The organism is Schaalia sp. JY-X159, assembly GCF_014525425.1.
In the GTDB taxonomy this organism is placed as follows: domain Bacteria; phylum Actinomycetota; class Actinomycetes; order Actinomycetales; family Actinomycetaceae; genus Scrofimicrobium.
Genome location: NZ_JACEXI010000001.1, coordinates 534,813 through 561,577, shown reverse-complemented (window position 1 = coordinate 561,577; position 26,765 = coordinate 534,813). Strand labels below are relative to the sequence as shown.

Annotated in this window: 25 protein-coding genes and 2 tRNA genes; 23 read left to right on the top strand and 4 right to left on the bottom strand. The window is 58.7% G+C overall.

Annotation, left to right across the window (positions count from 1 at the left end):
• The first annotated feature begins 77 nt into the window (after positions 1-77).
• The 5 genes from IDL90_RS02515 (at position 78) to IDL90_RS02495 (ending at position 5,119) form a co-directional block, all read left to right on the top strand.
• Positions 78-163, top strand: a tRNA-Leu gene (locus tag IDL90_RS02515).
• 351 nt (positions 164-514) lie between these two features.
• Positions 515-1,579 (top strand): bifunctional GNAT family N-acetyltransferase/nucleoside triphosphate pyrophosphohydrolase family protein, encoded by a 1,065-nt coding sequence (locus IDL90_RS02510; protein ID WP_187994208.1) that lies wholly within the window; start codon positions 515-517, stop codon positions 1,577-1,579.
• Between the two features lie 2 nt (positions 1,580-1,581).
• The gene (locus tag IDL90_RS02505; protein ID WP_187994207.1) at positions 1,582-3,636 is read left to right on the top strand and encodes a M3 family metallopeptidase; all 2,055 of its coding nucleotides are present in this window, start codon (positions 1,582-1,584) and stop codon (positions 3,634-3,636) included.
• Between the two features lie 59 nt (positions 3,637-3,695).
• Complete coding sequence (locus tag IDL90_RS02500) at positions 3,696-4,793, top strand: FAD-dependent oxidoreductase (protein ID WP_187994206.1); 1,098 nt, start codon at positions 3,696-3,698, stop codon at positions 4,791-4,793.
• A gap of 41 nt (positions 4,794-4,834) precedes the next feature.
• The gene (locus IDL90_RS02495) at positions 4,835-5,119 is read left to right on the top strand and encodes a DNA primase (RefSeq protein ID WP_182142514.1); all 285 of its coding nucleotides are present in this window, start codon (positions 4,835-4,837) and stop codon (positions 5,117-5,119) included.
• 119 nt (positions 5,120-5,238) lie between these two features.
• On the opposite strand, the gene IDL90_RS02490 is transcribed toward IDL90_RS02495, so the two are convergent.
• Positions 5,239-6,222: an aldo/keto reductase gene (locus tag IDL90_RS02490; protein ID WP_187994205.1), complete on the bottom strand. Its 984-nt coding sequence runs from the start codon at positions 6,220-6,222 to the stop codon at positions 5,239-5,241.
• 60 nt (positions 6,223-6,282) lie between these two features.
• Between IDL90_RS02490 and IDL90_RS02485 the strand changes: the two genes are divergently transcribed.
• Both IDL90_RS02485 and IDL90_RS02480 read left to right on the top strand, forming a co-directional pair.
• Complete coding sequence (locus IDL90_RS02485) at positions 6,283-7,137, top strand: undecaprenyl-diphosphate phosphatase (protein ID WP_187994204.1); 855 nt, start codon at positions 6,283-6,285, stop codon at positions 7,135-7,137.
• Positions 7,138-7,145: 8 nt separating this feature from the next.
• Positions 7,146-7,841, top strand: a complete 696-nt coding sequence (locus IDL90_RS02480) for an HAD family phosphatase (RefSeq protein ID WP_262508951.1) — start codon at positions 7,146-7,148, stop codon at positions 7,839-7,841.
• A gap of 17 nt (positions 7,842-7,858) precedes the next feature.
• Here IDL90_RS02480 and IDL90_RS02475 read toward each other — a convergent pair whose 3' ends face one another.
• A complete protein-coding gene (locus IDL90_RS02475) occupies positions 7,859-8,695 on the bottom strand; it encodes a PD-(D/E)XK nuclease family protein (RefSeq protein WP_187994202.1) in 837 nt (278 codons plus the stop codon).
• Between the two features lie 106 nt (positions 8,696-8,801).
• Here IDL90_RS02475 and IDL90_RS02470 point away from each other — a divergent pair, with 106 nt between their 5' ends.
• The 16 genes from IDL90_RS02470 (at position 8,802) to IDL90_RS02395 (ending at position 24,238) form a co-directional block, all read left to right on the top strand.
• Entirely contained in the window at positions 8,802-9,836 is a 1,035-nt protein-coding gene (locus IDL90_RS02470) for a tRNA (adenine-N1)-methyltransferase (RefSeq protein WP_187994201.1), read from the top strand.
• Positions 9,829-11,370 carry a proteasome ATPase gene (gene arc, locus IDL90_RS02465; RefSeq protein ID WP_262508950.1) on the top strand — a complete coding sequence of 514 codons (1,542 nt, stop codon included), beginning with the start codon at positions 9,829-9,831 and terminating at the stop codon, positions 11,368-11,370. The genes IDL90_RS02470 and arc overlap by 8 nt, the downstream gene beginning before the upstream one ends.
• Before the next feature lie 43 nt (positions 11,371-11,413).
• Entirely contained in the window at positions 11,414-12,931 is a 1,518-nt protein-coding gene (dop, locus tag IDL90_RS02460; RefSeq protein WP_187994199.1) for a depupylase/deamidase Dop, read from the top strand.
• A gap of 44 nt (positions 12,932-12,975) precedes the next feature.
• Positions 12,976-13,155: a ubiquitin-like protein Pup gene (locus tag IDL90_RS02455; RefSeq protein WP_182142522.1), complete on the top strand. Its 180-nt coding sequence runs from the start codon at positions 12,976-12,978 to the stop codon at positions 13,153-13,155.
• Positions 13,156-14,526 carry a Pup--protein ligase gene (pafA, locus tag IDL90_RS02450; protein WP_187994198.1) on the top strand — a complete coding sequence of 457 codons (1,371 nt, stop codon included), beginning with the start codon at positions 13,156-13,158 and terminating at the stop codon, positions 14,524-14,526.
• A 9-nt stretch (positions 14,527-14,535) separates the two neighbouring features.
• On the top strand, positions 14,536-15,624 hold the full coding sequence (locus tag IDL90_RS02445) for an FKBP-type peptidyl-prolyl cis-trans isomerase (protein ID WP_187994197.1): 1,089 nt from the start codon (positions 14,536-14,538) through the stop codon (positions 15,622-15,624).
• 18 nt (positions 15,625-15,642) lie between these two features.
• Positions 15,643-16,422, top strand: coding sequence for an imidazole glycerol phosphate synthase subunit HisF (gene hisF / locus IDL90_RS02440; RefSeq protein ID WP_187994196.1), 780 nt, complete (start codon positions 15,643-15,645; stop codon positions 16,420-16,422).
• Entirely contained in the window at positions 16,419-16,772 is a 354-nt protein-coding gene (gene hisI, locus IDL90_RS02435; RefSeq protein WP_187994195.1) for a phosphoribosyl-AMP cyclohydrolase, read from the top strand. Before hisF ends, hisI begins: the two co-directional genes overlap by 4 nt.
• A gap of 48 nt (positions 16,773-16,820) precedes the next feature.
• Positions 16,821-17,666: an indole-3-glycerol phosphate synthase TrpC gene (gene trpC, locus IDL90_RS02430; protein ID WP_182142527.1), complete on the top strand. Its 846-nt coding sequence runs from the start codon at positions 16,821-16,823 to the stop codon at positions 17,664-17,666.
• On the top strand, positions 17,666-18,955 hold the full coding sequence (gene trpB / locus IDL90_RS02425) for a tryptophan synthase subunit beta (protein WP_398401336.1): 1,290 nt from the start codon (positions 17,666-17,668) through the stop codon (positions 18,953-18,955). The genes trpC and trpB overlap by 1 nt, the downstream gene beginning before the upstream one ends.
• The gene (gene trpA, locus IDL90_RS02420) at positions 18,952-19,749 is read left to right on the top strand and encodes a tryptophan synthase subunit alpha (protein WP_187994194.1); all 798 of its coding nucleotides are present in this window, start codon (positions 18,952-18,954) and stop codon (positions 19,747-19,749) included. The genes trpB and trpA overlap by 4 nt, the downstream gene beginning before the upstream one ends.
• A complete protein-coding gene (gene lgt / locus IDL90_RS02415; RefSeq protein ID WP_316930264.1) occupies positions 19,746-20,711 on the top strand; it encodes a prolipoprotein diacylglyceryl transferase in 966 nt (321 codons plus the stop codon). Before trpA ends, lgt begins: the two co-directional genes overlap by 4 nt.
• Before the next feature lie 58 nt (positions 20,712-20,769).
• Positions 20,770-22,233: a pyruvate kinase gene (pyk, locus tag IDL90_RS02410; RefSeq protein WP_187994193.1), complete on the top strand. Its 1,464-nt coding sequence runs from the start codon at positions 20,770-20,772 to the stop codon at positions 22,231-22,233.
• Between the two features lie 114 nt (positions 22,234-22,347).
• Entirely contained in the window at positions 22,348-23,181 is an 834-nt protein-coding gene (gene ppk2 / locus IDL90_RS02405) for a polyphosphate kinase 2 (protein ID WP_182142530.1), read from the top strand.
• Positions 23,182-23,284: 103 nt separating this feature from the next.
• On the top strand, positions 23,285-24,055 hold the full coding sequence (locus IDL90_RS02400) for a G5 domain-containing protein (protein WP_187994192.1): 771 nt from the start codon (positions 23,285-23,287) through the stop codon (positions 24,053-24,055).
• Positions 24,056-24,164: 109 nt separating this feature from the next.
• Positions 24,165-24,238: transfer RNA gene (locus IDL90_RS02395), tRNA-Leu, on the top strand.
• A gap of 347 nt (positions 24,239-24,585) precedes the next feature.
• On the opposite strand, the gene IDL90_RS02390 is transcribed toward IDL90_RS02395, so the two are convergent.
• The gene (locus IDL90_RS02390) at positions 24,586-25,275 is read right to left on the bottom strand and encodes a response regulator transcription factor (RefSeq protein ID WP_182142532.1); all 690 of its coding nucleotides are present in this window, start codon (positions 25,273-25,275) and stop codon (positions 24,586-24,588) included.
• The gene (locus tag IDL90_RS02385; RefSeq protein WP_187994191.1) at positions 25,272-26,414 is read right to left on the bottom strand and encodes a sensor histidine kinase; all 1,143 of its coding nucleotides are present in this window, start codon (positions 26,412-26,414) and stop codon (positions 25,272-25,274) included. Before IDL90_RS02385 ends, IDL90_RS02390 begins: the two co-directional genes overlap by 4 nt.
• Positions 26,415-26,765: the final 351 nt, after the last annotated feature.

Here is a 26,765-nt window from a genome sequence, read left to right as displayed (position 1 = left end):
TGGTTCGTCAATCGGGCTGGCGACGTGCTAGCTTAGAGGCGCTCCAAAAGAGCAAAGGTTGCTTCGGTAACCACACCGCGCGGGTGGCGGAATAGGTAGACGCGCTAGCTTGAGGTGCTAGTCCTCGTATTAGAGGGTGGGGGTTCAAGTCCCCCTCCGCGCACGGTGTGAAGTCCCGGGTCATCGTTTCGACGATGGCCTGGGATTTCTTGTTGTGTGGGGTCCTTCCGGCTCAAGGTCGCTGATGTCAGCGTAGGTCGCTGTTGTTTGGGAGAATTATCGGCGACCTTTGTCGACAATGGCGACATGTTCCGGGACATTGGCAACCTTGGGTGGGGTGGCCCGTGCGGGACGCCGCTCACCGCCCGGCAGGTCGGCGAGGTGGGAGATAGGGGCCGCATGGCTCAGATTTCGACCACAACAACTCAGTCAGCGGTGCGACCAAGGATCGGTACCCTATTAGACTCGGCCGGTAGAGACCCAGAGACGGCACACCGAAAGTAGTGGAATCTGAATGACCGAGAATCTTGCGGACGTCACGCAACTACGTTCCCAGCGGCTCATATTGGAACCTGTCCAGCCAGAAGACACAGAGCGTGTCTACGACGCGGCACAAGACAGCGAGTTCGCCAGGTGGCTCCCCTGGGCAGTCGGTGAGTACACGTGGGACAAAGCGGAAGACTTCACCGCCAACTTCGCTGCAAACTCCTGGGAGAGTGGACAACCCCTCTGGGGTATCTACCCGCTGGTGGCTGGCGGCGCCAAAGGTGCGCTTGCGGGTGTCATTGACCTGCGGATATCAGGGGAGGCGCGTGAGATCGGATTCTGGATGCACCGTGACTCCCAGGGCCGCGGATACACCACTGAAGCATGTCGCCTAGTTGTTCGTGCCGCGTTTGAGAACCTCGACGCGCAACGAATCATCCACCGCTGCGGCGTGGGTAACGATGCTTCGCGGAGAATTGCCCGCAATCTTGGCTTCGTTCCTGAAGGAACCCGGCGGGTTGAGCACGCAGATGGCACAATCGAACGGCAGTGGCAGTCCGCGCTGATCAAGGCTGATTGGAACCGACTAGTTGGAGATATTGACATGGCAAAGTTCCACCCGGTTCCCCCCGCCGAAGTACTTCCGGGAGACCGCCCTTCCGACCTCGTCTCTGAGTTCCACGCGGTCTACGGCATGCCGAATGTGGTGGCCGAGGGCGGAGCGCCCTCGCTCGACTTTGACCGACTGGGAATGCGCATGGCGTTGATCCAGGAAGAGGTGACCGAGTTGATCGAAGCCGTTTACGGCCCCCTTGCTGCCAGCCGCGTTGAGGAAGTGTTCGGTGATCTTCCTGACGAGGGCGTTCGGGACGTAGTGGGCGCAGCCGATGCGCTGGCGGACCTGACCTACGTCGTCTACGGCATGGCGCTCGAGGCCGGGATCGACCTCGATAATGTGCTTGCTGAAGTGCATTCATCCAATCTTTCCAAGCTGATGCCGGACGGGTCCGTGAAGCGCCGTGACGACGGCAAAATCCTCAAGGGGCCAAACTTCCGGGAACCCCAGATCGCCCAAATCCTCGGTAAGGAGTAGCCGTGACCAACCCCCTGTTCCACCCATCTGAACTGCCCTTTGGCGTCCCCGATTTTGCTGCGATAACGGTTGCCGACATTGCGGAAGCCCTGACTGAAGGAATGAGGCAGGAAAGCCAACAGTGGGAGACGATCGCCGCAGATCCTCAGGCTCCAAGTGTGATTAACACCGTCGTAGCGGTGGATGCGTCCGGCGCTGTGCTGGGGCGGGCAGAGTCGGTCTTTTACACGCTGCTCTCGTCCCTGGGTGGCACTGAGCTGAACGAACTCTATGAGCAACTCGCACCCAAGTTCTCTGCGCACAGCGACCAGTTCTGGATGAATCAGGCACTCTACCAGCGCTTCGCAGCGGTCGCGAAGCTGGAAGACCTTGACCCTGAAACCGCCTGGCATGTGGCCGGGATGGTTGCGGACTTTGAACGCAGTGGTGTCTCATTGGACGAAGGCGACAAAGAGACTCTCCGCGCCCTCAACGCCAAGATTGCCTCCCTGCAGGCGCAGATCGACACACGCATAACGAAGCAGCTTGACCAGACTTTCACGACCGGGACGGCCGTAGAGGAACTCGCCGGTCTTCCTGCCGAACGAGTGCAGGCTGCTGCCCTGGCAGCCGAAGGTTCTGAAGTGGCATGGAAGCTGCCGGTCATGAACTTCTCCCAGCCCCCTCTGATTGCAAGCCTCGCTGACCACGAAACCAGGGGAAGAGCCCTGGCGGACTCAATGCGGCGTGGCTTCGGTGGCGATCCTGACCTCGACACGCGCTCACTGATCGTGGAACTTGCTGCTGTACGGGCCCAAAGGGCGCAGCTTCTGGGTTTCCCAGACCATGCCGCGTTGGCCATGGATGACCAAACTGTTCCGGGTCCGAAGGAAGCCCTCAACCTCTTGGCCAGTGTGGGGCGATCCGCTGTTGCGCGAATGGATGAGGAAAAGGGGGAGTACGAAGCCCTAGCCCAAGAGTCCGGTTTCGACCTCGGCCCCGAGGACTGGCTCTACTTTGAGGACAAGAAGCGTGCGGGCGTCCTCGGTATCGATTCGGACGAGTTGTCCAAGTACTTCGTACTGGATTCTGTTGTCAATGACGGGCTGTTCTTTGCCGCCAACAGGCTCTATGGCCTGACCTTCCGACCTCGTGCGGATATTCACGGATGGTGTGAGGACGTCCGCACCTGGGAAGTTTTTGACGAGGACGAGCGCCCGCTGGGACTGTTCATGGCGGACTTCTACACGCGGCCTGGCAAGAATGGTGGCGCGTGGATGAGTGAGTTGCAGGCGGGTTCGGCGCGCACCGGTCTGCTGCCAATTGTCACCAATGACGCGAACTTTGATAAGCCTGAAGATGGCGGCCCAACGTTGCTGACCTGGGATGGGGTCGAAACCTGCTTCCACGAGTTCGGACACGCCCTACACGGGTTGCTCTCCAATACCTACTACGAAGCCACGGCCGGAACGGAGGTGCCGTCGGACTTCGTTGAACTACCCAGCCAGCTGAACGAAATGTGGGCCTACAATCCTGTGGTTCTGGGCAACTTTGCGAAGCACTACGAGACGGGGGAGTCGCTGCCTGCGGACATCGTTTCGAAGCTCAGCGCCTCCAAACACTTCGGGCAGGCTCACGCCACCGCAGAGTACGTGCAAGCAGCTTTGATCGACCAGTACTGGCACAGGTCGCCGGAACTGCTGCCGACCGACCCCGAAGCAGTCGAGGCATTCGAATCCGCATCTCTTGGGGATGCCGGTGTGAGCCACGACCTCGTCGTTCCCCGGTACAGGACCCCGTACTTTGCGCACACTTTCGCGGGTGGCTATGACGGTGCCTACTACTCGTATATGTGGGCAGAGGCGATGGTTGGCGAACTTGAAGAGTGGTTTGCTGAGCAGTCTCAGGTCGACGAGGACGGAAACCCTGACGGCGGACTCAATCGGCGTGCAGGGAAGAAGTTGCGCACGGAGCTACTGAGTCGCGGTGACTCCAGGGACCCACTGGAATCATTCGTGGCGGTCAGAGGCCACGTGCCTGACGGGGCGGCCGTGACACGTCGGCGCGGACTGGTGTGACCACGTAAGCTGGTGTGCAGAAAAGCTACCTAACTAGAGAACCTGCAGGGAGGGCCGACATGGCTCGTGTAATCGTGATTGGCGGCGGATACGGCGGTATCACCGTTGCCAAGGGCTTGGATCCCGTCGCGGATGTCATTCTTGTCGAACGCAATGATCGATTTGTCCACCATGCCGCAGCGTTGCGGGCCACAGTAGACGATGTGTGGGAGCAGGCGATCTTCATGCCTTACTCATACCTTCTTAACCGCGGCACCGTCGTGCAGGGCAACGTTTCGCGGGTTGATGGCAACACCGTTCACATTTATGGGCAGGAGCCGCTCACCGCGGACTATGTCGTTTTGGCTACGGGGTCAACATATCCTTTCCCCGCTAAGCACATCACTGCGCAGAGCGCCATTGCCAAGCACCGCCTGCGGGAACTGCGTGCGGGCTTGGGCAGTGCTGAGAAGGCAGTGCTGGTGGGCGGCGGAACCGTGGGTTTGGAGTTGGCGGGGGAGCTGCGTGAAGCCTTCCCGGACATGCAGATAGAGATCATTGAGGCCGCAGACGACATTCTCGCGTCCCCGGGTTACACGCCCGAGTTCCGCAAGACGATCAAAGACCAGGTTGAGCAGCTGGGGGTCAAGGTGACCACGGGTGCGAAGCTGGCCTTCCTACCTCCGACCCCTGCGGGGACTCTAGGCCGATTCGAGGTCGAAACCACTGGCGGCGAAGCCGTGACGGGCGACGTATGGTTCCAGTGCTATGGGGCCACCCCGGTCACGGGCTATCTGCGCGGCACAGATTATGAGGACGCACTGACTGAGGTTGGCACCGTGCGTGTCCTTCCTACCCTTCAGGTTGCGGGCCATGACCACACTTACGCGCTTGGCGACATCACGGACATTCTTGAATCAAAACGGGCCGATGCTGCACGTAGCCAGGCTCGCGTCGTGATCGCGAACATTGCCTCACAGATCGAGGGCGGAGATCCGGAGGCGACGTACCAGCCGAAACGCGACTGGGTGGTTCTTCCACTGGGTCCAACCCACGGTGCCTCTCAGCTTTTTGATGGCGAGGGCGCAACACGCATTGTTGGTGCCGAAGAGACCGCAGAGATCAAGGGTACTGACCTAATGATCTCTGTCATTCGCTCCCAGCTGGGACTTCCGTAAGGGGTGTTTACCCTGCCGGGATCTCGGCTAGGGTAAAGCGTATGGCTAATGAAGCAGGAACAGCACTCAGTCGTTTGGTAGCTGCGCTGGAACATCACTTTGAAATGGCGCGTAATGCCGACGTGGTTGCACCTGCGATCCTGGAGGATGCTGAGTTGCGTCTGCAGGATGCACTGTTTACCTATGATGACGCACTCTTCACTAGTTACGGCGTCGAACTACCAATTGAGCTGCTTGACGACCTTGACGATGGTGACGATGACGATGAGGAAGACGCCCTCGACGACCAGGAGGATTCTGTGGCAGACCTCTTGGACGAAGACTAACGACGACGTCCTCGACTTTGAGGTTAGGGACGTCCTCGACTCTGAAGATGATGCCCGAAAAGTCTTTCAGGTGCGCCAAGTCTGGTCGGTTGGGCCGGCGGTTCCTGAGTCCGGCCCTTCTACGCGATCGCCACTTCTGTGAGGACGTCGCGCAGCTCGCGTTGCAGCGTTAGAACAGGCTCATCCAAGATGGCATCGAGTTGTCTGGTGTTGCGGGGTCCGACAATTGCGGTGGAGACCTGGGGTTGAGCCAGAATCCATGCCAACGAAATCTGGGCGGGGGTTGTGTCAAGGCCACCTGCTGCGCGGGCGACCGCCTCCACGACGCGGGCATGACGCTGGGTAAGGTACGGCTCGACAAGTGAAGCAAGGTGGCTTGTGGCCGCCCTCGAGTCCGGTGGTGTGGAGTGTCGATACTTCCCGGTAAGAACGCCTTGGGCCAGGGGGTTGAGCGCAATGAACCCCAGACCGCTTTCACTGCCGCGGTGCATAGTTGTGGTCCGCGGTGACGAGTCCAACAGGGAGAATGGGGCCGCGAGGGCGGAGAAGGGTTCCTGCCCGGGGGCAACCGTTGTTAGTGCACCCAAATCCCATTGACCAAGGTCTGCTGCCCCAACGTAGAGAGCGCGTCCTGTGGCGAGGGCAAACTGGGCGGCCTCACGCATCTCATCGATCGGGATGCCCTGGCGTGGTCCGTGGAGGATCCAGAGATCAACATGATCGGTGCCGAGGTCGGTGAGTGCGGCGTCTAGTGAGGCTAGGAGATTCCGCTTGGATGCCTTGGGTCCGAGGCGACCGATGGATTGGCGTGGAGTTACGTTGAGGGAACCTCCGGTCGGTTCCGCGAGGTTGCCGGAGTGAAGGATCATGACAAGCTGATCGCGCAGGCCACCAGAGATTGCGGCACCCACTGCCCTTACCCGACCTTCGAAGGTGGGGCTGGCCCAGTCGGAAGGAACATCGAGTGTGGTGCCTCCCGATTCCAGATAAGAGGTGAGCATTCCAGCTGCTTCAAAATCATCGGTATCGCGACCCCAGGTGAGGGTCCCCAATCCCAGTGCGGACACGGCCAGTCCACGCTGGCCAAGACGACGGATTTCCATGTGCTCCATAGTACGTTGTGAGGGCGTAAAGGCAGTGCGGGTCCGGGATAGGCTGAGGCAATGGATTGGCTAGAAGCGCTCATAATGGGCCTGGTTCAGGGTCTGACGGAATTCCTTCCGATTTCATCTTCTGCGCACCTGCGGGTTGTCGGCGAGTTGATTGGTGCAGGTGACCCGGGTGCCGGATTCACTGCGATCACCCAGATTGGTACTGAGACTGCAGTATTGATCTACTTTTGGAAGGACATTGTCCGCATTATTTCTCGATGGTGGATGTCGTTGCCTTTCATCAGTAGAGAGAGTCGCGTCAAGTCCTCTGATCCGGATGTGCGGATGGGGTGGATGATCATCGTTGGGTCGCTGCCTATCGCCATCCTTGGCCTCCTTCTGGAGAGTTGGATTGACACCACTTTCCGTAACCTGTGGATCACCGTGTTCATGCTTGCCGCATTTGGCTTGCTCTTGGGGTGGGCTGACCGTGTGGGACGACGAGTCAACACTCTGGACAAGATGACGTGGGGTCAGGCAGTTGCCTTCGGTTTTGCTCAGGCATTAGCACTGATCCCGGGTGTCTCGCGTTCGGGCGGGACAATAACCGCGGGACGCCTCATGGGTTTCACACGTGAAGCGGCGGCCCGCTACTCGTTCCTCCTCGCATTGCCGGCGGTCTTCGCCTCCGGCTTCTACAAGGCATTCAAAGCCTTTGGTGATGAACAGGCCGTTGGCTGGGGCCCCACGATCCTCGCTACACTGGTCGCTTTTGTCGTTGGTTACTTGGTGATCGTCTGGTTCCTGAAGCTTGTGACCACCAAGTCGTTCCAACCATTCGTGATTTACCGCCTCTGCTTCGCCGCACTTGTTGCGATCCTGCTGATTGTTGGCGTCCTCCAGCCGTTGGCCGGGCTAGTCTCTTAGGTTTCCTCTTGCGCAAAGAACACACCTCGCCCCTTCAAGCCGTACTCTTCGACATGGACGGCACTGTAGCCGATACTGAACCACTATGGTTCGAGGCCGAGAGATCTTACGTGAGTCAGTTCAACAAGAGCTGGGTTGCAGAGGATTCCATGGACCTGGTGGGTGGTTCAGCTAAAACCACCACGTTGAAGCTATCCAAAGTGACAGGATCTGGAGAGTCCCATGATGAGATCTTCGGGTACCTAGTGCGGTACATGATCAACGCAATAGCCTCTGGGCAGGCCGAACTGCGGCCAGGTGTTTCTGAGCTATTTGCGGACTTGAAGGCCATGGGAGTTCCGGTGGCTTTGGTGACATCTTCGGTCCGACCAATGGTGGAAGCTTTCCTGAGCCGTCTCCCAGAGGGAACGTTCGACGCGGTGGTCACTGCCAATGACGTGGAGAATCACAAGCCAGATCCGGAGCCCTACTTGCGCGCGGCACAGCTGTTAGGCGTTGACCCCGCCGGGTGCGTGGTTCTGGAGGATTCGCCGTCGGGTATTGGATCTGGGCTCGCTGCAGGAGCGCGCGTCGTTGCGATACCCTGCATTGTTCCGCTACCCGCACAGGATGGTCTTTCAAGGATAGGTTCGGCAGCAGATCTGAACATTCCGCTCCTGGAAGAGATCGCTGCTGGAAGCGTTGTTGACTGGTTGGACGACTGAGGGACGGGTCCCTAAGGTTACCGTTGTGCCGGGTCAACCACCCGTACCGCAAGGAGGCGCTCGAGGCCGTCTGCGGGTGGCGGCGCAAGCACACCGCCGAACGCTGGGCACTGCTTCTGGAACGCGCACCAACCACACAGCTTCGAGGTGCGCGGTGCAAACTGTTCCCTGCGGGCATCGCCCTCGATGCGGTCCCAAAGCTGGTTCACGGACCCCTCAAACTCGTCGATGCTCCGAGGGTCCGGATCCAGAGTGAGAACATCCTCGCCGCGCAGGTACAGCAACTGGGTCCGTCGGGGAATTCGCCACGCCTGGCGCAGAAGCAGCGCATAGAAACGCATTTGGAAGAGGGCATCTTCCATGAACCTGGGGGATGGAGTGCGGCCAGTCTTGTAATCCACCACCCGCAGCGCACCATCGGGGGCCTCATCGATGCGGTCAATAATCCCTCTCAGAAGAACGCCGGATGACAGCCGTGCGTCCACGAACTGCTCGCGACCTTTGGGGGCGAGGTTCTCGGGGCGCTCCATCCGGAAGTAGTTGCCAAGAAGTGTTGCGGTGTCGTCCTGTCCCTGTGCCGCGGCCCGCGGGTCTTCAAACAGATCCCGGGCGGCCTCGTCCCTGTCCAGTACGTACTCCCATGTTGTGGGAAGCATCTCTTGAGCAGCGGCCGGGGTGCGCTCTGCGGCTGGCAAAGTGAAAAGGTCCTCCAAGACCTTGTGAACCACCGTGCCCTTGACCGTTGCTTCAGTCGGCGGCTGGCGCAGGCCGTCCACCACGGAGTAACGGAACTTTAGGGGGCACTGCTGGTATTCCTTGGCGCGCGACGCCGAGAGGGCGGGTGGACGTGACATATCGCAACTCTAACGCCTCGGGGCTACACCGTGAGCGGACGCATCTGGCCAACACAGATCCCCTGGGTAGAGTTGGTAACGAATACTAGTACTTGAATGGACGAAAATGACCACAGGCAGCAACCATCCGGACTCTTTAGGCCCAGCCCGGCGTCGCGGGCCACTGCGTCCCGGTGACAAGGTGCAGGTGACAGACCCCAAGGGTCGGTTGCACACCATTACCCTGGTGCCGGGCGGAAGATTCCAGACCAACCGTGGCACACTCGACCACGACCTGGTTTTGGGTAAGCCTGACGGTCAGGTTGTTGAGGTCGAGGACGGGAGAACATTCCAAGTCCTACGTCCTCTTCTCTCGGACTACACACTCTCCATGCCTCGGGGCGCAGCGATCATCTACCCCAAAGACGCTGCCCAAATAGTTGCGATGGCAGACATTTTTCCCGGAGCCAGAGTGCTGGAGTCAGGTGTCGGATCAGGGGCTCTCTCAGCATCCCTGTTGAGCGCTATCGGCCCCACTGGATACCTACACTCGGTTGAGGTACGTGAGGAGTTCGCGGCTATCGCAGCAGCCAACGTTGACCTTTGGTTCGGGGGTAGGCACCCCGCGTGGGAGATCGAAGTGGCCGACGTCGGAGACGCCCTCGGAGAAGCTGAGCCACACTTCTACGACCGTGTCCTCCTGGACCTGCTCAATCCATGGGATTTCGTCGATGGGGCAGCGCGCGTATTGGAACCCGGAGGAGTGTTCCTGTCCTATGTTGCCACCGTGCCGCAAATGTCGCGGGTTGTTGAAGCATTGCGTAAGAGCGGGGAATTTTCTGAGCCCCATTCCTGGGAGTCAATGGTGCGGTCGTGGCATGTCGAAGGGCTCTCTGTTCGCCCTGATCACAGGATGATTGGACACACCGGTTTCCTGGTTGTTGCCCGCCGCCTTGCACCTGCTGCGACCTCACATGTGCTCTCCTCGAGGCCGGCACCCGCAGCCGAGGGTAAGGGCGGGGAATGGGACGAAGTCACCCGGTGGGACGATGAGTCATTGGGACTGCGCACTCCCAACGCCAAGAAGCTGCGAAGACTCCGCCGTGACGTAGAGGCACGCGCGAACGTTTGGCTTGAAAATGAGGAGGCGGATAATGGCTGACCCAACCATTCCGGGCCTGAGGCTGCAGGTTGCGGGACTGGAAGAGAAGAATGCAAACCTCACCGACGCCCTCCTGCGGGCCCGCAAGCAGATCACAGACCTGCAGGGCCAGGTTGACCTGCTGAACCGTCCGCCCTCGACCATCGGCATCCTTGTGTCGACCCACCCCCTCACCCTTGAGGTTGAGGCGCTGATCGGGACCCGGCGTATGCGGCTTGCAACCGCGCCGGACATGGACTTCTCCACACTGAGTCCCGGCGTTATGCTGCGAATCGATGAGCGTATGACCGTGGCTGAGCCGCTTGGATTCCCCCGCGATGGCACACTCACGTCGGTCTTGGAGATCATCGGCACCGACCGCGCCCTCGTCACGTCAAATAACGGTGGTGACCACGTCGTTTACCTTGCGGGGCCACTTCGCCACGGTGCACTGAAAACCGGCGACAACGTCATGTGTGATCTGCGTTCCGGTTTCGCTTTTGAACGCGTGGTGCGCACGGACGTAGAAGATCTCCTGACCCCGGAGGTTCCGGACGTTTCTTACTCGGATATCGGGGGTCTTGACGAGCAGATCGCCCAGGTCCGTGACGCGATCGAACTGCCTTTCACCCATCCGGAACTGTATCGCCGCTACGATTTGCGACCTCCGCGGGGCATCCTGCTGTACGGCCCTCCCGGATCTGGCAAGACCCTCATCGCCAAGGCGGTGGCCACCTCACTGTCCGCCGAACATGAGCAAAAGACATACTTCATATCCATTAAGGGCCCAGAGCTGCTCAACAAGTTTGTTGGTGAGACAGAGAGGCACATTCGGGCAATTTTCACGAGGGCGCGTGCTCTGGCTTCCACAGATGTTCCCGTGGTGGTCTTCTTCGATGAGATGGAGGCGCTGTTCCGTACCCGTGGCAGTGGTATCTCCTCAGACGTGGAAACCATGATCGTTCCCCAGCTCCTAGCCGAAATGGATGGCCTTGAGGCAATGGAGAACGTGGTGGTGATCGGGGCGTCGAACCGGCCAGACATGATTGATCCAGCTGTTCTGCGACCCGGCAGGCTTGATGTTCGCATCCGCATTGACAGGCCCAACCGCCGTCAAGCACACGACATCTTCACCAAGTACCTCACGCCGTATCTCCCCATAGCGGGTGAAATGATCGCAAAGGAGGGTTCGGCGCAGGCCGCTGTCACAACCATGATCGAACGCGCCCTCGACCGGCTCTACTCCAAAGATCCGGCCGAAGCCCTCTTCGAAATCCGTCTAGCCGACGGCAAGACGGAGATCCTCTACCCCTGTGACCTCATCTCGGGAGCGATGATTGCAGGCACCGTGGAGAGAGCCAAGAAGATGGCGATCAAAGAGTCGCTTGAGAATGGTGAGGGAGGACTGTCTACCGCCCTCGTCCTCAAAGGCGTTGAAGAAGAGATGCGAGAATCGCTGGAACTGGCGTCAACTACCAGTCCGGATGAGTGGGCGCGTACCGTTGGACTTCGTGGTGGGGAAGTCTCCGCTGTTGTCCCGCTGGGCAACCACTAGGAACCCGCAGGTTGACTTTCCACCCCGGAGGTTTGGAGGACGAATGAGCAAGAGCAGCGCGCAGCCGCGCGTCATCGGTACGGAGACTGAGTACGGGGTGTACGAACCCGGTAATCCCCACGCGAACCCCATTGTCATGTCAACGGAGGCCGTAACAACTTACGCCAAGGCCTATCGCGCCCCCCTTCCCGCAGTTGGTTGGGATTATCGCGGCGAGGATCCCCTCAACGACATACGCGGAATGAGGTTGGACCGGGCAAATGCGGATCCTTCTCTTCTGACGGATGACCCCTACCATTTGGCTCCCTCGGGCGGGTCGGAAAGCCTGCCGATGCCAACCGAAGCGCAGCGGCGCCTGCTGGCTCCTTCCGCCATAGTCCTTCCTAACGGCGCGCGCTTCTACGTTGACCACGCACACCCCGAGTACTCATCACCGGAGACGCTGACGGCACTGGACGCCGTCCTCTGGGACAAGGCGGGGGATGAGATTGCCCGCCGCGTCATGCGCCTTAGGGACGAGGCCGGAGAGTCACCGCTGGTCTTCGTAAAGAACAACGTTGACGGCAAGGGAGCAACCTACGGGGCGCATGAGAACTACCAGGTTGAACGCGCAGCCGACCTAGACGACTTAATCCGCTTCTCAATCCCTTTCCTAGCCACCCGGCAAATCTTCTGCGGGAGCGGACGTGTGGGGATCGGCCAGCATTCTGAGCGTGCGGGATTCCAGATTTCCCAGCGTGCCGACTACGTCGAGAATGACATCGGGTTGGAAACCACCTTCAACCGTCCCATCTTTAACACTCGCGATGAACCCCACGCCAACCACCACTACTGGCGGCGAATCCACGTCATTGGGGGAGATGCGAACCTGTTTGATGTTTCCGCCCTCCTGCGGTTTGGAAGCACTTCGCTGGTTTTGCGAGCCATCGAGGTCGGCACGACCATGGAATGGGAGAACCTGGACCTAGATAATCCTGTGGAGGCGGTCCACGAGGTTTCCCAAGACCTAACTCTGCGCCGCCCCCTCAACCTGCGTTCAGGTGAGTCCATGACTGCGCTACAGGTGCAGCGACGCTACCTCGCCCTCGTGCAGACTGGGTTGGAGGGCAGACTGAGCGCGGTGGATCAACTGGTGATTGAGCGGTGGGGGAGGACGCTCGATACCTTGGAGCATGACTTCCTTGCGGCCGCCGCCGAGGTGGAGTGGGTTGGTAAGTACGCTCTGCTTGAGCGGCAGCGGAAGCGCCTTGGTGCGCAGTGGGATGATGCTCGCATTATCGCAATGGACCTGCAGTGGTCTGATCTACGTCCCCACAAGTCCCTAGTTGGCGCACTGCAGCGGGCCGGAATGGTGGAGAGCCTCTTCACTCAAGACCAGGTCGAGTGGGCTGCGGACAACCCTCCGTCTGGGACGAGGGCGGCCGCGCGCGGCGCTGCAGTCAGGGATGATGAGCGCCTGGTCCAAGCTTCTTGGACGTCGCTAGTTACCGAGGACGAGGACGGCGCGCGCTTAATCCGAACACCGCTGGTCGAACCGGTTGCCGACTCCCCGGTTGACTAGTTAAAACACAGCAAACGTAAGCTTGAGGGCGGAAGGGAACGAAGATGGCACAAACTAACGTGTATGGCGGTAGCGGCGATGATTTCGAAGATGACGAGGACGGGGGCCTCGGGGGCCAAGTCCAGGTCAACCCACTCGATTCCATCCTTGATGAGATTGATGTGGTCCTTGAGCAAAATGCCGAGTCATTCGTTCAAGGGTTTGTTCAAAAGGGTGGCCAGTAGGTGCAACGACGTATCTTCGGTATCGAGACCGAATATGGGCTGAACTGTGCTTCCACGGTCGGTGGGACACCTCCCCTGGGTCCCGAAGAGACGGCGCGCGTCCTTTTTGAGCCCCTCGTCAAAGCGGGACGATCAACCAATGTTTTCCTCACCAACGGGGGGCGTCTCTACCTAGATGTGGGCGCCCACCCCGAGTATGCGACAGCGGAATGCTCCGCCCTGTGGGATCTCTTGGCGCAGGTGCGCGCAGGTTCTACAATCCTTGCCGACATGGCAACACAAGCCAACAGCCAGTTGGCTGCGGGCGGTGTGGCGGGTGAAGTTCACCTTTTTGCAAACAACTTGGACTCGGCCGGAAACTCCTTCGGGTGCCACGAGAACTACCTCTTGCGACGAAGCCGGGACTTCCGTGAGATGGCCGACGCCCTCATCGCGTTCTTTGTCACACGACAGATAATTGCGGGGAGCGGCGCACTGGTCCACGACGAAGACGGCACAGTCCGCTACTCCCTGTCTGCACGCGCAGCGCAGATGCACGACGCACTTTCTGGGGCAACAACGAGGTCGCGGCCAATTATCAACACCCGCGACGAACCCCTGTCAGACTCGACCTCGTACCGGCGCCTCCACGTCATAGTCGGCGACACCAATATCGCTGAGCCCACCACTGCTCTCAAAGTTGCCAGCACGGACGTGGTGTTGCATGCGATGGAGATGGGAACAGACTTCTCTGACCTCGCACTTGCAGACCCAATGGAGGCGATTCGCCGAATCAGTCTTGATTTGGATGGGCGCCAGACCATTGAGCTCAGCGACGGCAGACGATTGTCAGCCGCGCAGATCCAGAGGGAGATCAGGCGGCGCGCGCTCAAGGCCCTGGAAAATGAGGAAGTGTCAGAGCTGTACTCGTACCTTCTCGACCTCTGGGAGCGGGCCCTGAATGCGATTGACTCGCGTGACTGGAGTGGCATTGACACGGAGATTGACTACGCAATCAAGAGGCGCCTGATCGATGCGTATATTGCGCGAACAGGCGCCGAGCTAGGCGATGCACGCATCGCAAGGCTGATGCTTGCATACCATGACATAACCGGTGGCGGTCTGGCTCCCAGACTAGAGGCAAGCGGCGCGATGGTGCGGTTGACGAGCAAGGAGCAGGTCAGCACAGCCGTTGATTCCCCGCCAGCCACGACCCGTGCAGTCTTACGAGCAGCTGCGATAGCCGCAGCTCAAGCCTCCAGGCGGGACCTGGGTGTGGACTGGGTGAATCTCCGCCTTGAAGGCACCGGCACGCTGGTAGCCTTACAGGATCCATTTGCCACGCAGGATGAAAGAGTTGATGAGCTTGTCGCAAGGATGAGCCGGGACTAAAACAGAGCTATGTCGAATCCATATCCTTCCCGCAGAGCCGTGCATCACGGCGGCGCGCTCGAATCTGCAAATGGGCGCGTTCCTGAAGAGGTGCCGAAGGTTGTGGACAAGCCCGAAGTGAAGAGTGCACCGATTCCTCAACGCCCCACACGGGCCAGCCGGCAGCGTCGTGGTCGCAGATCACGCTCATGGTGGGGGATCGGCATAGCAGTTGTCAGCGTAGTTGTGGCTGTTGCGTTGGTATCAGGCGGCCTCGTTCTATCGCGGCTGGCTCAGCCTGCGGTTCTCACAGTTGAGGGACCTTTGGACGCCATTGCTGTCTCTGGACGGCAAGGCTCGACCCCCGTTGTTACCACCTCGGGACCCGTGGATGTGGCGTCGGCAAAACTACGAGTAGAGTTCCGCGGCGCAGGTCGAGAGATCACAGAGGACAGTCCTGTCTTGGTTTCAGTTACTGCCTACGACGGTAAGACCGGAGAGAACATTAACCCTGGGGGCGCCCCCAACCTGATCCTGAGCGCCGCGAACGAGGACGACCTTGGTGCCCTGTTGAGTCGCGTGCTGATCGGGTCGACCGAAGGGTCTCGACTACTTCTTGCACGCCCGCTGGAGGGTGGGGACACGGAGATCGACGTTGTCGATGTCCTCTACACGATTGCCAGCGGACCTCAGGGCGCAGATGCGTCCGGTCCACTGTCAGTGAGTTTCACGGACATGGGACCCGTGGTTTCGCACGCTCCCGGCGACCCCCCGGATGGCCTGGTCGTTCAGGTTCTCAATGAAGGAACGGGCCCACAGGTGGAGAGCGGCGATGTTGTCGTGGCCCAATACCTTGCTGGGAACTGGAATGACGGCCAAACTGTTGCTTCCACGTGGGCGGCCGGTTCGCCCTCCATGGTTTCCCTCGAGGACGCCATGCCAGGAATCCGCGATGCGCTTGTAGACCAACGGGTGGGTAGCAGGCTTGCCGTGACCATTCCAGCCGAGATGGCAACAGGTGCGGATACGCTTTTCGTTGTTATCGATATCCTCGGTGCCATGCCGGCATCAGGAACCGAAGCTACCACTGACGACCTCGCTGGAAACGCGGGGCAATAGACCCCAAGGGGGACAACCATGGCCAAGAAGATTGAAGTAATTCCCTGCCTCGACATGTCTGAAGGACGCGTCGTCAAGGGCGTCAAGTTTGAGGAACTCCGGGATGCCGGGGACGCCGTGCATCTAGCGAAGGAATACTACCGCAGCGGAGCCGACGAGGTCGTCTTCTTGGACGTCTCCGCCTCTACGGTTGGCAAACGCACAATGGATCAAATTGTCTCCGAGGCTGCCGAGGGAGTGGGTGTTCCTATCGTGGTTGGTGGAGGTATTTCCTCAGTTGAGGACGCCAAGCGCGTCCTTGACCTGGGTGCGAGCCGAATCTCTGTGAACACCTCCGCCCTCGCCCGACCAGACCTGGTGAATGAACTGGTTGAAGAATTCGGATCAGAAGCCGTCGTCGTCTCCCTTGACGTGAAGACGAATGACGAGGGCGCTCAGGCCCCCCGATTTGAGGTGACAACCCACGGCGGTAAGCGTGGGACAGGGATTGATGCCGTCGACTGGGCGCGGAATGTTGAAGCACGCGGCGCCGGGATGATCATGCTCAACTCCATTGCCGAAGACGGGGTACAAAGCGGTTACGACCTGGATCTACTCCGAACGGTTCGAGCCGCAGTTGACAACGGGATCATCGCTTCTGGGGGGGCTGGGAAGATCGCCGACTTCGTGGCAGCAGCACAGGTCGGAGCAGACGCTGTACTCGCGGCCTCCGTCTTCCACTTCGGATCGGTGACCGTGAAGGAAGTTAAGACAGCTCTAGCCGAAGCCGGCTTCGACGTTTCCGGTGGTACCCGTTGAGCCTTGAACCTGCGCTTGGAGCGCGGCTGAAACGCGACTCTGACGGGCTGATTTGTGCGGTGATTCAAGACTCTTCGTCGGGGCGCGTGCTCATGGTTGGCTATATGGACGATGAGGCACTGTCGAGTACACTGGACAGCAAAGCGGTGACATTCTGGTCAAGATCACGGCGGGAATACTGGAAGAAGGGGGAAACCTCCGGCAACTTCCTACACCTCGTCAGCGCTGAAATCGACTGCGACGGCGACGCACTCCTGCTCCAGGTTCTACCCGATGGGCCAACATGCCATACCGGTACCACCTCATGTTTCGATGCGGGTGGAACGATTTCGGTGCCCGGACGAAAATAGGTAACATCCGAAGTTGCGCCTACCATCGAACAAAGAAGGAGGGCTGACATGACAATCCTTGAAGACATCATTGCCGGCGTTGTTTCGAAGGCGTCGGAAAGAGAGGCCAAGACGCCACTCGAAGAGATCAAACAGAAGGCAGCGTCAGCGCCCCAGGCGAAGGACGTTGTTTCTGCACTTCGGGACGGCCCGGGAGCAGTATCCATAATCGCTGAGATAAAGCGACGCTCACCGTCAAAGGGCGCGCTCGCAGACATTCCCGATCCCGCCGCCCTCGCACAGATCTACGAGGCCGGCGGAGCGTCCATGGTGTCGGTGCTGACTGAAGAGTTGCGTTTTGGCGGCTCGCTTGCGGACCTCGCGGCAGTGCGTCGCGCGGTGGATATCCCGGTGCTGCGCAAGGACTTCATTGTCACGCCCTACCAGGTGCATGAAGCACGTGCCTACGGAGCCGACGCGGTGCTCCTGATTGTTGCGGCACTCGAAATGCCTGCCCTGGTGTCACTGATAGAACGCACCAAGTCACTGGGGATGACGCCGCTGGTTGAGACTCACTCGCGACTGGAGGTGTTCCAAGCACTTGACGCGGGGGCTGAAGTGATTGGGGTGAATGCCCGCAACCTCAAGGATCTCAGCGTTGACCCTCGCACGGTCGAAGAGGTCATTGACGTGATTCCCGCCAGCGTGGTGGCGGTTGCCGAATCCGGGGTACGTTCCAGCAGAGACGTCCTCGACTACGCCCTCGCTGGCGCCGACTCTGTGCTGGTCGGAGAAGCCCTGGTGACCAGCCGCTCCCCATTGGAGCAGATCTCAGACATGGTCAGCGCGGGTTCGCATCCAGCCCTGCTGACAGATCGTAAGAAGCGGGTTTTAGGGGCAAGGGAAGAGGCATAGTGAGTTCTGACGACGAACGCTACTTTGGTGAGTTTGGTGGCCGATTTGTGGCAGAGCCTCTGCAAGGGGCTGTGGATGAGGTCGCGAAGGCTTGGCACTCGGCATGGAACGATCCCCAATTTCGAGGTGACTTCGAGAAACTTCTCAACGAGTACGCCAACCGGCCTTCCCTGCTGACGGAGGTCCCGTCGTTTGCCGAGGGAACCGGGGCGCGAATCTTCCTGAAGCGTGAAGATCTGAATCACACCGGATCACACAAGATCAACAACGTCCTCGGACAGGCACTCCTCACGAAGAGGCTCGGCAAGACGCGTGTCATTGCTGAGACGGGTGCGGGCCAGCACGGCGTTGCAACTGCCACCGCGGCAGCACTACTTGGTCTAGATTGCACCGTCTACATGGGGTACGAAGACACGAAACGCCAGGCACTCAACGTCGCCCGCATGCAGGTGCTGGGAGCGGAAGTTATTGCCGTAACGCAGGGGAGTCAGACCCTGAAGGATGCGGTCAATGAGGCGTTCCGCGACTGGGTCACCAATGTTGCAAACACCAACTACATCTTCGGCACGGCTTCCGGACCGGATCCATTCCCCAGGATGGTTCGCGACCTGCAGCGGGTTATCGGTGATGAGGCGCGCGGGCAGATACTTGAAGCAACGGGACACCTGCCGGACGCAGTGTTCGCTTGCGTGGGTGGCGGATCCAACGCCATCGGGATCTTCACCCCGTTTGTGGAGGACGAGGACGTAGTGCTGGTTGGGTGTGAGGCCGGGGGAGACGGCTTCGAAACAGGACGTCACGCCTCTTCGATAGCCGAGGGCGAAATTGGTATCCTTCACGGTGCCAGGACCTACGTGTTGCAAGAACGTGATGGGCAGACTAAGCCGTCACACTCGATCTCAGCCGGCTTGGATTATCCCGGAGTCGGTCCGGAACACGCGTTTCTGGCCCTCGATGGCAGGGCCGTGTACGTGCCAATCTCGGACGAAGAGGCGATGGCGGCGTTCCTTCGTCTGTCGCGAACCGAAGGGATCATTCCTGCCATTGAGTCGGCACACGCCCTCGCCGGAGCCCTGCAGTGGGCGGAAGAGAGCAAGCGGGTCGGTCGGGGACTCGACGAGGAAAGAATCATCCTGGTGAACCTGTCGGGTCGTGGCGACAAAGACATGGAGACGGCGGCGCAGTGGTTTGGTTTCGGTGAGCCGTCATTTGATAGGGTCGACCCTTCGGCCGAGGGCGGACGTTCGGTGGATCGTGGCGATGCCCCGGAACTGGGGGATGACAAGTGAAGCACAGTGCAGAGGCGATTCGCCGGGAACTGGATAATGGCAACGCGGCACTGATCGCGTATCTACCCCTGGGTTATCCCACCGTGGACAAGTCGATTGAGGCTGCCAAGGTACTGGTGGAAAATGGTGTCGATATTTTCGAGTTGGGTTTTCCTTACTCCGATCCGGGAATGGATGGTCCAGTCATTGAGCGGGCAGTGGTGCGCGCGCTGGAAAACGGCACGCACCTAGAGGACCTTTTCAGGGCGGTTGGGGAGATATATGGTGCCGGCGCCCCCGCATTGTCGATGACGTACTGGAACCCGGTGCACTGGTACGGTGTTGAGCGGTTCGCACAGGAGTTCTCTGCGTCAGGGGGCGCCGGGCTGATCACGCCTGACCTTCCCCCGGAAGAGGCGGGACCGTGGATGGCAGCTTCGGATGAGAATGATCTGGAGAGGGTCTTTCTTGCCGCTCCGTCCTCGTCGGATGAACGTTTGGCACTGATAAGCCAGGCAACAAACTCCTGGGTTTACGCAGCATCAACAATGGGCGTGACGGGGCAGCGTTCTGTAGTCGATTCCGCTGCACGCGACCTCGTAAGGCGTTGTCGGGAAGCCGGGGCGCCACTGGTTTGTGTCGGTCTCGGCGTCTCCACGGGCGAACAGGCTCGAGAAATCGCGGAGTATGCCGACGGGGTTATCGTCGGCTCCGCGTTCGTGAAACTACTTGGAAATGAAGACTGGGACAGGGCCCTCGCAGACGCGGGCGCCCTGGCACGTGAGTTAAAAGAGGGGACCCGGAACACTAAGTGATTGCATCAGCGCTGCACCAAGCAGCTGCCATACTGCCAACATCAATACCTTCACCTTCTGTGGGGGTGATCTGGCTTGGGCCCATCCCGCTGCGGGCGTACGGCATCTTCATGGTGTTAGCCATGATTCTTGCTACGTGGATCACGTGGAGTCGCTACCGTGCTAAGGGTGGCGAGGGCGAGGTCGTACTCGACACGGTCATGTGGGCGATTCCGTTCGGGATTGTCGGTGCCCGGCTGTACCACGTGGTGACAACTCCCACCGGGTTCTTTGGGCCTGGCGCCGACCCGTGGGCCATCCTGCGGATCTGGGAGGGTGGCCTGGCCATCTTTGGTGCCATTGGTTTCGGCACGATTGGCGCCATCATTGGGTTGCGCAGAGCAGGGCAGAGGATTGGCCCATTTGCTGACGCGGTAGCTCCGGCACTATTGGTGGCGCAGGCGTTGGGACGCCTTGGTAACTACTTCAACCAGGAGTTATTCGGTTCCCCAACCACACTCCCTTGGGGCCTGGAGATCGACGTCAATCACCTTCCCCCAGGTTATGCAGAGGGAACCCTTTTCCATCCCACGTTCCTCTACGAGGCATTGTGGAATCTTTCTATGGCCGCCCTCATCGTTTTTATCGGGCGTAAGTTTGCGCTCAAATCTGGGCAGGCAATGGCGATGTACCTGATTGCTTACCCTATCGGGCGAATCATTATGGAGACGATGCGGCTGGATGCAGCGCGAGAGATCCTCGGCCTCAGATTGAATACATGGACTTCAATCTTTGTCCTGATTGGGGGAATCGCCCTGTTCTTTATTGCAGCGAAGGTGGGCGCGCCCTCGGAAGTCTCGGCAGCGGAGCGAGAGGTCTACATTGAGAAGGTTGCGAAACGCAACCCCAAGCGAGCAGTGGAGCTGCAAGAGGCCAGCGATGTTACGACCGTGGAGGAAGACCTCGACACCGAAGCGGGGTAAGCTTTGCTTGAGAATAGGTTTTGATAGGTACATGAGTCCTAGAGGATGAGAATAATAGATGCGTAGAGCAAAGATCGTCTGCACCCTTGGCCCTGCAACAGAGTCGTCGTCGCAGATTCAAGCTCTGATTGATGCGGGCATGGATGTGGCGCGAATCAACCGCAGCCATGGAACCTCCGAAGAGCACGCGAAGGTGATCCGGCGGGTTCGTCGGGCCGCCGATAACTCGGGACGTGCCGTTGCAGTCCTGGTTGACCTACAGGGACCGAAAATTCGCCTAGAGACCTTTGCTGAAGGGCCGCAGATGCTCAGCGAGGGCGATACTTTCACGATCACGACCAGGGATGTTCCCGGCGATAAAGAGCTGGTAGGGACCACTTTCAAGGAGCTGCCAGGTGACTGTAGTCCCGGTGATCGTCTTTTGATCGACGACGGTAATGTCGGTCTGCGCGTGCTTGAAGTTACCGAAACCGACGTCGTGACGCGGGTTGAAGTCCCCGGAATGGTTTCTGACCACAAAGGACTGAACCTCCCCGGTGTGGCAGTCTCGGTGCCAGCTCTGTCGGAGAAGGACCGTGAGGATCTGCGTTGGGGCCTTCAGCAGGGGGCTGACTTCATTGCACTCTCATTCGTGCGGGATGCGTCAGATGCCAATGACGTCCGCGCGATTATGATCGAAGAGGGCGTGATCATCCCGGTTATCGCGAAGATTGAGAAGCCCCAGGCAGTTGAGAATCTGGAGCAGATTGTCGACGCTTTTGATGGAATCATGGTTGCCCGCGGTGACCTCGGCGTTGAAATGCCGCTTGAAGAGGTTCCGCTGGTCCAGAAGGAAGCGATTGAACTGGCGCGGCGCGCAGCCAAGCCGGTCATCGTGGCCACGCAGGTGATGGATTCTATGATCAAGAATCCTCGCCCCACCCGCGCTGAGGCCTCGGACTGTGCGAATGCCATTCTTGACGGTGCTGATGCGGTCATGCTGTCCGGAGAGACGTCTATTGGTGCCTTCCCGATTCAGGCAGTGCGCACAATGGCGCGGATTATTGAGAACACGGAAGAGAATGGCGGGGAGCGCATTGCGGCTCTCGGCGCATTCCATGCTGACCAGTCGGGTGTGATTTGCCAGGGTGCAGCAGCTTTGGCTGCCACCCTTCACGCACGCTACTTGGTGACGTTCACGACCTCGGGTCACACTGCGCGTCAGATGTCGCGCATGCGTAGCCCTATTCCCCAGCTGGCGTTCACCCCGCTGGAATCCACCCGCAGGCAACTGGCGCTCTCCTGGGGCGTGCAGACCTACAAGATGCCCACCGTTTATCACACGGACGAAATGGTCGACAAGGTCAGCCAGGTGGCTCGTGCAGCCAGGATTGTTGAGGGCGGGGAGAAGCTGGTGATCGTCGCTGGTATGCCGCCAGGTATTGAGAAGACCACCAACTCGATTCGTGTACACACGATCCCGGGGGACCGGTCAGAAATGATCTCTGCCTACAGTTCAAGTTCGGCAAGTTTGCCGTCCTAGACCGACAGATTGAGGCGATGCTCAGAGATGGGCATCGCCTTTTTTGTGCGTTGTCTGGGATCCGGGTGGTCGGATTCCTCACGCGTTGAGCCGAGGACGTGTAACCTACGTCTCATGGCAAAGAAGAAGAAGTCCGGCAAGCTGCCCAACGACGTGTATGAAGCGGAGCTTTTCAGCCTCCAGTCCGATCTTGTCAAGATGCAAGAGTGGGTGAAAGAGACTGGGCAGCGAGTAGTTGTAATCTTTGAGGGGCGTGATGCCGCAGGCAAGGGTGGCGCGATCAAGCGGATCACCGAGTATCTGTCTCCACGCATCGTCCGCGTCGCTGCACTCCCTGCTCCCAGCGATAGGGAGGCCACCGAATGGTACTTCCAGCGCTATGTCGCTCATCTCCCAGCTGCGGGTGAAGTCGTACTCTTCGACAGATCTTGGTACAACCGTGCCGGTGTTGAAAGGGTGATGGGATTCTGCACGCCAGCTCAGTACAACCTCTTTATGCGTCAGGTGCCAATTTTCGAAGACATGCTCATCAACGATGGGATCATGTTGCGCAAGTACTGGTTCTCAGTTTCTGAGAAGGAGCAGTTGAAGAGGTTCAAATCCCGTCTTCACGATCCTGTGCGCCGTTGGAAGCTGTCACCAATGGATCTGGAGTCAGTGAATCGCTGGGAGGACTACTCGCGTGCCAAGGACGACATGCTGATCCATACGGATACCTCAACCTCCCCCTGGTACATAGTTGAGTCGGACATCAAGAAGAACGCGCGAATCAACATGATTCACCACCTTCTCTCAACGATTCCCTATGAGGAAGTGCCACACGAAAAGGTCATTTTGCCGGAGGAACCGGGCAACTCGGATAACTACCGCCGCATCCCCAAGTCCTTGGAACACGAGGTGCCGAACTTCGCTGCAACGCTACTCGGTGACCCGGAGAGGGACCTATAGCGCAGTCCTGCTCATTAGTGAGGTTCGTGACCAATTCGTTACAAAGAGATGATGTGGCGAGCCCTTTTGCGTTAGTGTGCTACAGAACCGTTGAAAGGGTTGTATGTCTAGCAAATCCACGCATGCCGTGAAACGTCGCATGACCGCAGGTGCAGTCGCACTGTCGTTACTCGCAACGCCCTCGTTGGCACTGGTTGCAAACGCAGCAACGATCACCGATCAGGATCGTAGTCAGTCTTCGTCGTCGTACCCGAAACTTTCTCTAATCACGTCGGTCCCGTTCTCCACCGTGGTGGTAGATGATCCCGAACTTCCACTTGATGTCGAGGTCGTGACTGAAGAAGGAACGCTGGGCGTCAAACATGTTTACACCACCCCCGGATACTCGGAGACAGAGGTTGCGGTGCACCGCAGCATCGTCGTGCAGCAGCCCGTGGACCGGGTCATTCACCGCGGGACAGCGATTGAAGTTCCTGTAGCCACGGAGCCAGCGCCTGAGCCTGAACCCGAGCCCGTAGCAGAGACGGCGGATCGCTCGTCTGATCGGAGCAGCGACAGCAGCGGAGCCGCGGAAGTTGCGACGACACTATCAACTTCTGGCCAATACTCCTTGAGTGACCTCATGTTCCAAGGCGTTATCAACTGGGGCGGTTATAAGTTCACCTACTACAGCCAGAGCGTACTGCCTGGTGGTGGACTCAGCATTCCGGGTCGCCACGTCAACGCGGGCGGTTTTGTCTCCGATGGTGACGGCTACATCGTCCTCGCCGGTTCCGCTCCAATGGGTACGGTCTACTCCACCCCGTTCGGTTGGCCTGGCAAGATCTACGACCGCGGGACCGTGGGCAACCACCTGGACGTTTACACCCAGTAGTAGCAACTGCAGTAAATCTGCTGAGCGTTAGAAGCGAGTTATGCATCACGGCCTTTGGGTCGTGATGGTCCTCAGGGATGCGCTATCCTTGTAGTCGCGCTAACGCAACGCCCCGATAGCCCAACTGGCAGAGGCGGTCGGCTCAAACCCGGCTTGTTGTGGGTTCGAATCCCACTCGGGGTACTCCAAACACCCCCTGACCTGCGTATACAGGTCAGGGGGTTTCGCGCCTTTGGCACAGAGAGTCCAAGGAGGGTCTAAGGTGTGTTCTAAGGTTGAAGCCCCAATTCACGAAGGTGTGAAGGTTTGGCTGCTTGTTCCACAAGTAGAGCCTTGAGAAACACGCCCTGCGAAGCGGCCTCCCTTTGGTTCTACCAGGACGTGGTTCAGGTTTGGGCCCGGTGGGTTGGTTGATTTCCTAGGGCGCGATTTTGAGTGGTTGGTGGTGAGTATTTGAGATGTTTCGTGCTTGCCGAAGGGGAATCTGGTTAGAGCCAGGGCTCTTCTGTGGCGTTGACGCCGGTTAGGGGCTAGCGTCTGTACACCGCACGCGCAGCGCGGGAGGCCAGTTCCGCTCGGTTTTTGCATCCAGTGCGGCTCAAGAGATTGGAAACATAGCCTCTTACTGTGATGTCAGCAAGTCCAAGTCTGTCTGCGATGACCTTGTTGGGATGCCCCTTAATTAGCTCGTCGAGGACGTTCATCAGATGTTCTGGGAGTTGGTCAAGTCCTTGCCTGAAATCCAGCTCGGCTTTGCCTGGGTGATTACTGAAGAAGTCAACCAGGATCTCCATCGGGCGAGTGCCCATGACAAAGGTGCCTGCATGAATTTGCTTCAGACCATATGTCAAGGCGTCGAAAGGCATGTCTTTGGTGAGAAAACCTCTGGCACCAACAGATATTGCTCTATCGAGCGATCCTTCATGTTCGAAGTTCGTGTAAATAACGACTGTCACTTCTGGGAGGAGCTTCCTGATTCGCCTGGTTGTTTCGATGCCATCGAGCCCCGGCATGTCCACGTCTATTAGCGCCATGTCGACTTGTACGTCAGTGAGTGCCTGCAACGCACCGACTCCTGAGTCAACTGCTTTCACTAGAGAGAAATCAGGATGTCCCTCGAACAGTTCTGCAAGGGCTTCTAGTACGACCTCGTCATCATCGACCAGAATCAGCCGCAAACGCTCGGGAGCTGGCTTGGGTCCCTCGTTGGACGTGGTCATAAGATGTCCGCTCCGTCCGCAGCCAACGGAAGATAGAGTGTGAGAACCCAACGCTTTCCAGCAACCCAGTAGTACAGATCGCCACCCAATCTTGACAGTTCAGCAGAGAGGCTCGTCAAACCTAGACCTCCCGAAAGCGGGCCGGGGTTAACTGTGGAATCACCCAGGTCATTTGAGATGACAACTGATACCAAGCCGTCCTCCATACTCGACAAAATAGTTGCTGTAGTTCCTTGGGGAGCGAACTTGAGGATGTTCGTGGTTGCTTCTAGTAGTGCCACGTTTAGAGTTGACTGGGCGGCGTTGCTGAGTTTTGCACGCTTGAGAGCAGCTATGTCGACATGCAGCCTGATTCGTCTCGACGCGAGAAGTGCTTGGCACTCTTCAAGTACATGAGTGAGTGTCTTGCCATCACCAACTCTGCTAGTGGGGAATGAGTCACCAAGCTCACGAACCTTACTCATGGCGTCTAAGGAGAGATCCTGGATTCGCGAAAATCTCGGGTACTCATCGGAGCCTTCATTTGCCGCGCGGCTGAGAAGCGCAATTCCCACCAAGTCTCTCATCACGGAGTTGTGAAGGTAGACCGCAAGTTCCTTGGAAACGGTCTCGAGAGTAACTTCTGCTTGCGCACGATATCGTTCAGAACGCTGACGTTCGCGCATTATTCGTGTAGCTGAGTGCCGCAGTAAGAAACCCACCGGCACGGCGAATGCAGTACCCGTGGCGACGGCTACCGCTGATGCTGCTGGGGTGCCCGAAAAGATGATTTCGGTCGCGCCCGTTAGCACTAAGGCGACCACACTGGCCGCCAGCCAACCTTTGGATATCCAGAGTGCTACCACCGCATATAACCCAAGTGTTGGAAAGGCTACAGGAACCCCAACTAGATAAATGGCGGTGCTGATAGTGACAAAGAAAAGCCCCCCCGAAAAGGGGAACCAACCAGTTAATAACACGGCAGCACACATTGCAGCAGAGCATGCGAGAGTTGTTATAGAAGCACGCTCACCGGTTGCATTGCTCCAGGATGAGAACTCGCCTGCGAAGAGAACTAAGCCGATTGAAGCGTAAATGGCCGCTTGGGCAAGAGAGGTCCTGGGGCGTTGTGGTTCAACGGAACCAGCTGGATTTGCCATTGCAGGCGCCTTTCGGTGGTCTTCGTGCCTCAGATCCCGATCTCACAGTTGCCTCTACCTCTTGCACTCGCCCAAGTTGGGGAAGAGAACGCAGTGCCAAGGCCATGCAAGTGGCGCCATTGATTCAGATATGAGCGAATGGTTGGGTTGTGGGTCTGCTGGCTCAAAACTACTCTGGTTTGCCATCAGGAAGAGAGCTAATGCAACAAGACCCCTAATACTCTTGTTCACGATTCTCTTTGCTCCCTCACGGAGTATCCAACGCACACGCCTAAGTTGATCCCTCGGTCAAGCATAACATCGGCGATCAATATTACTCTATATTTCACGGCATGCGAATTTCCTGCAAAT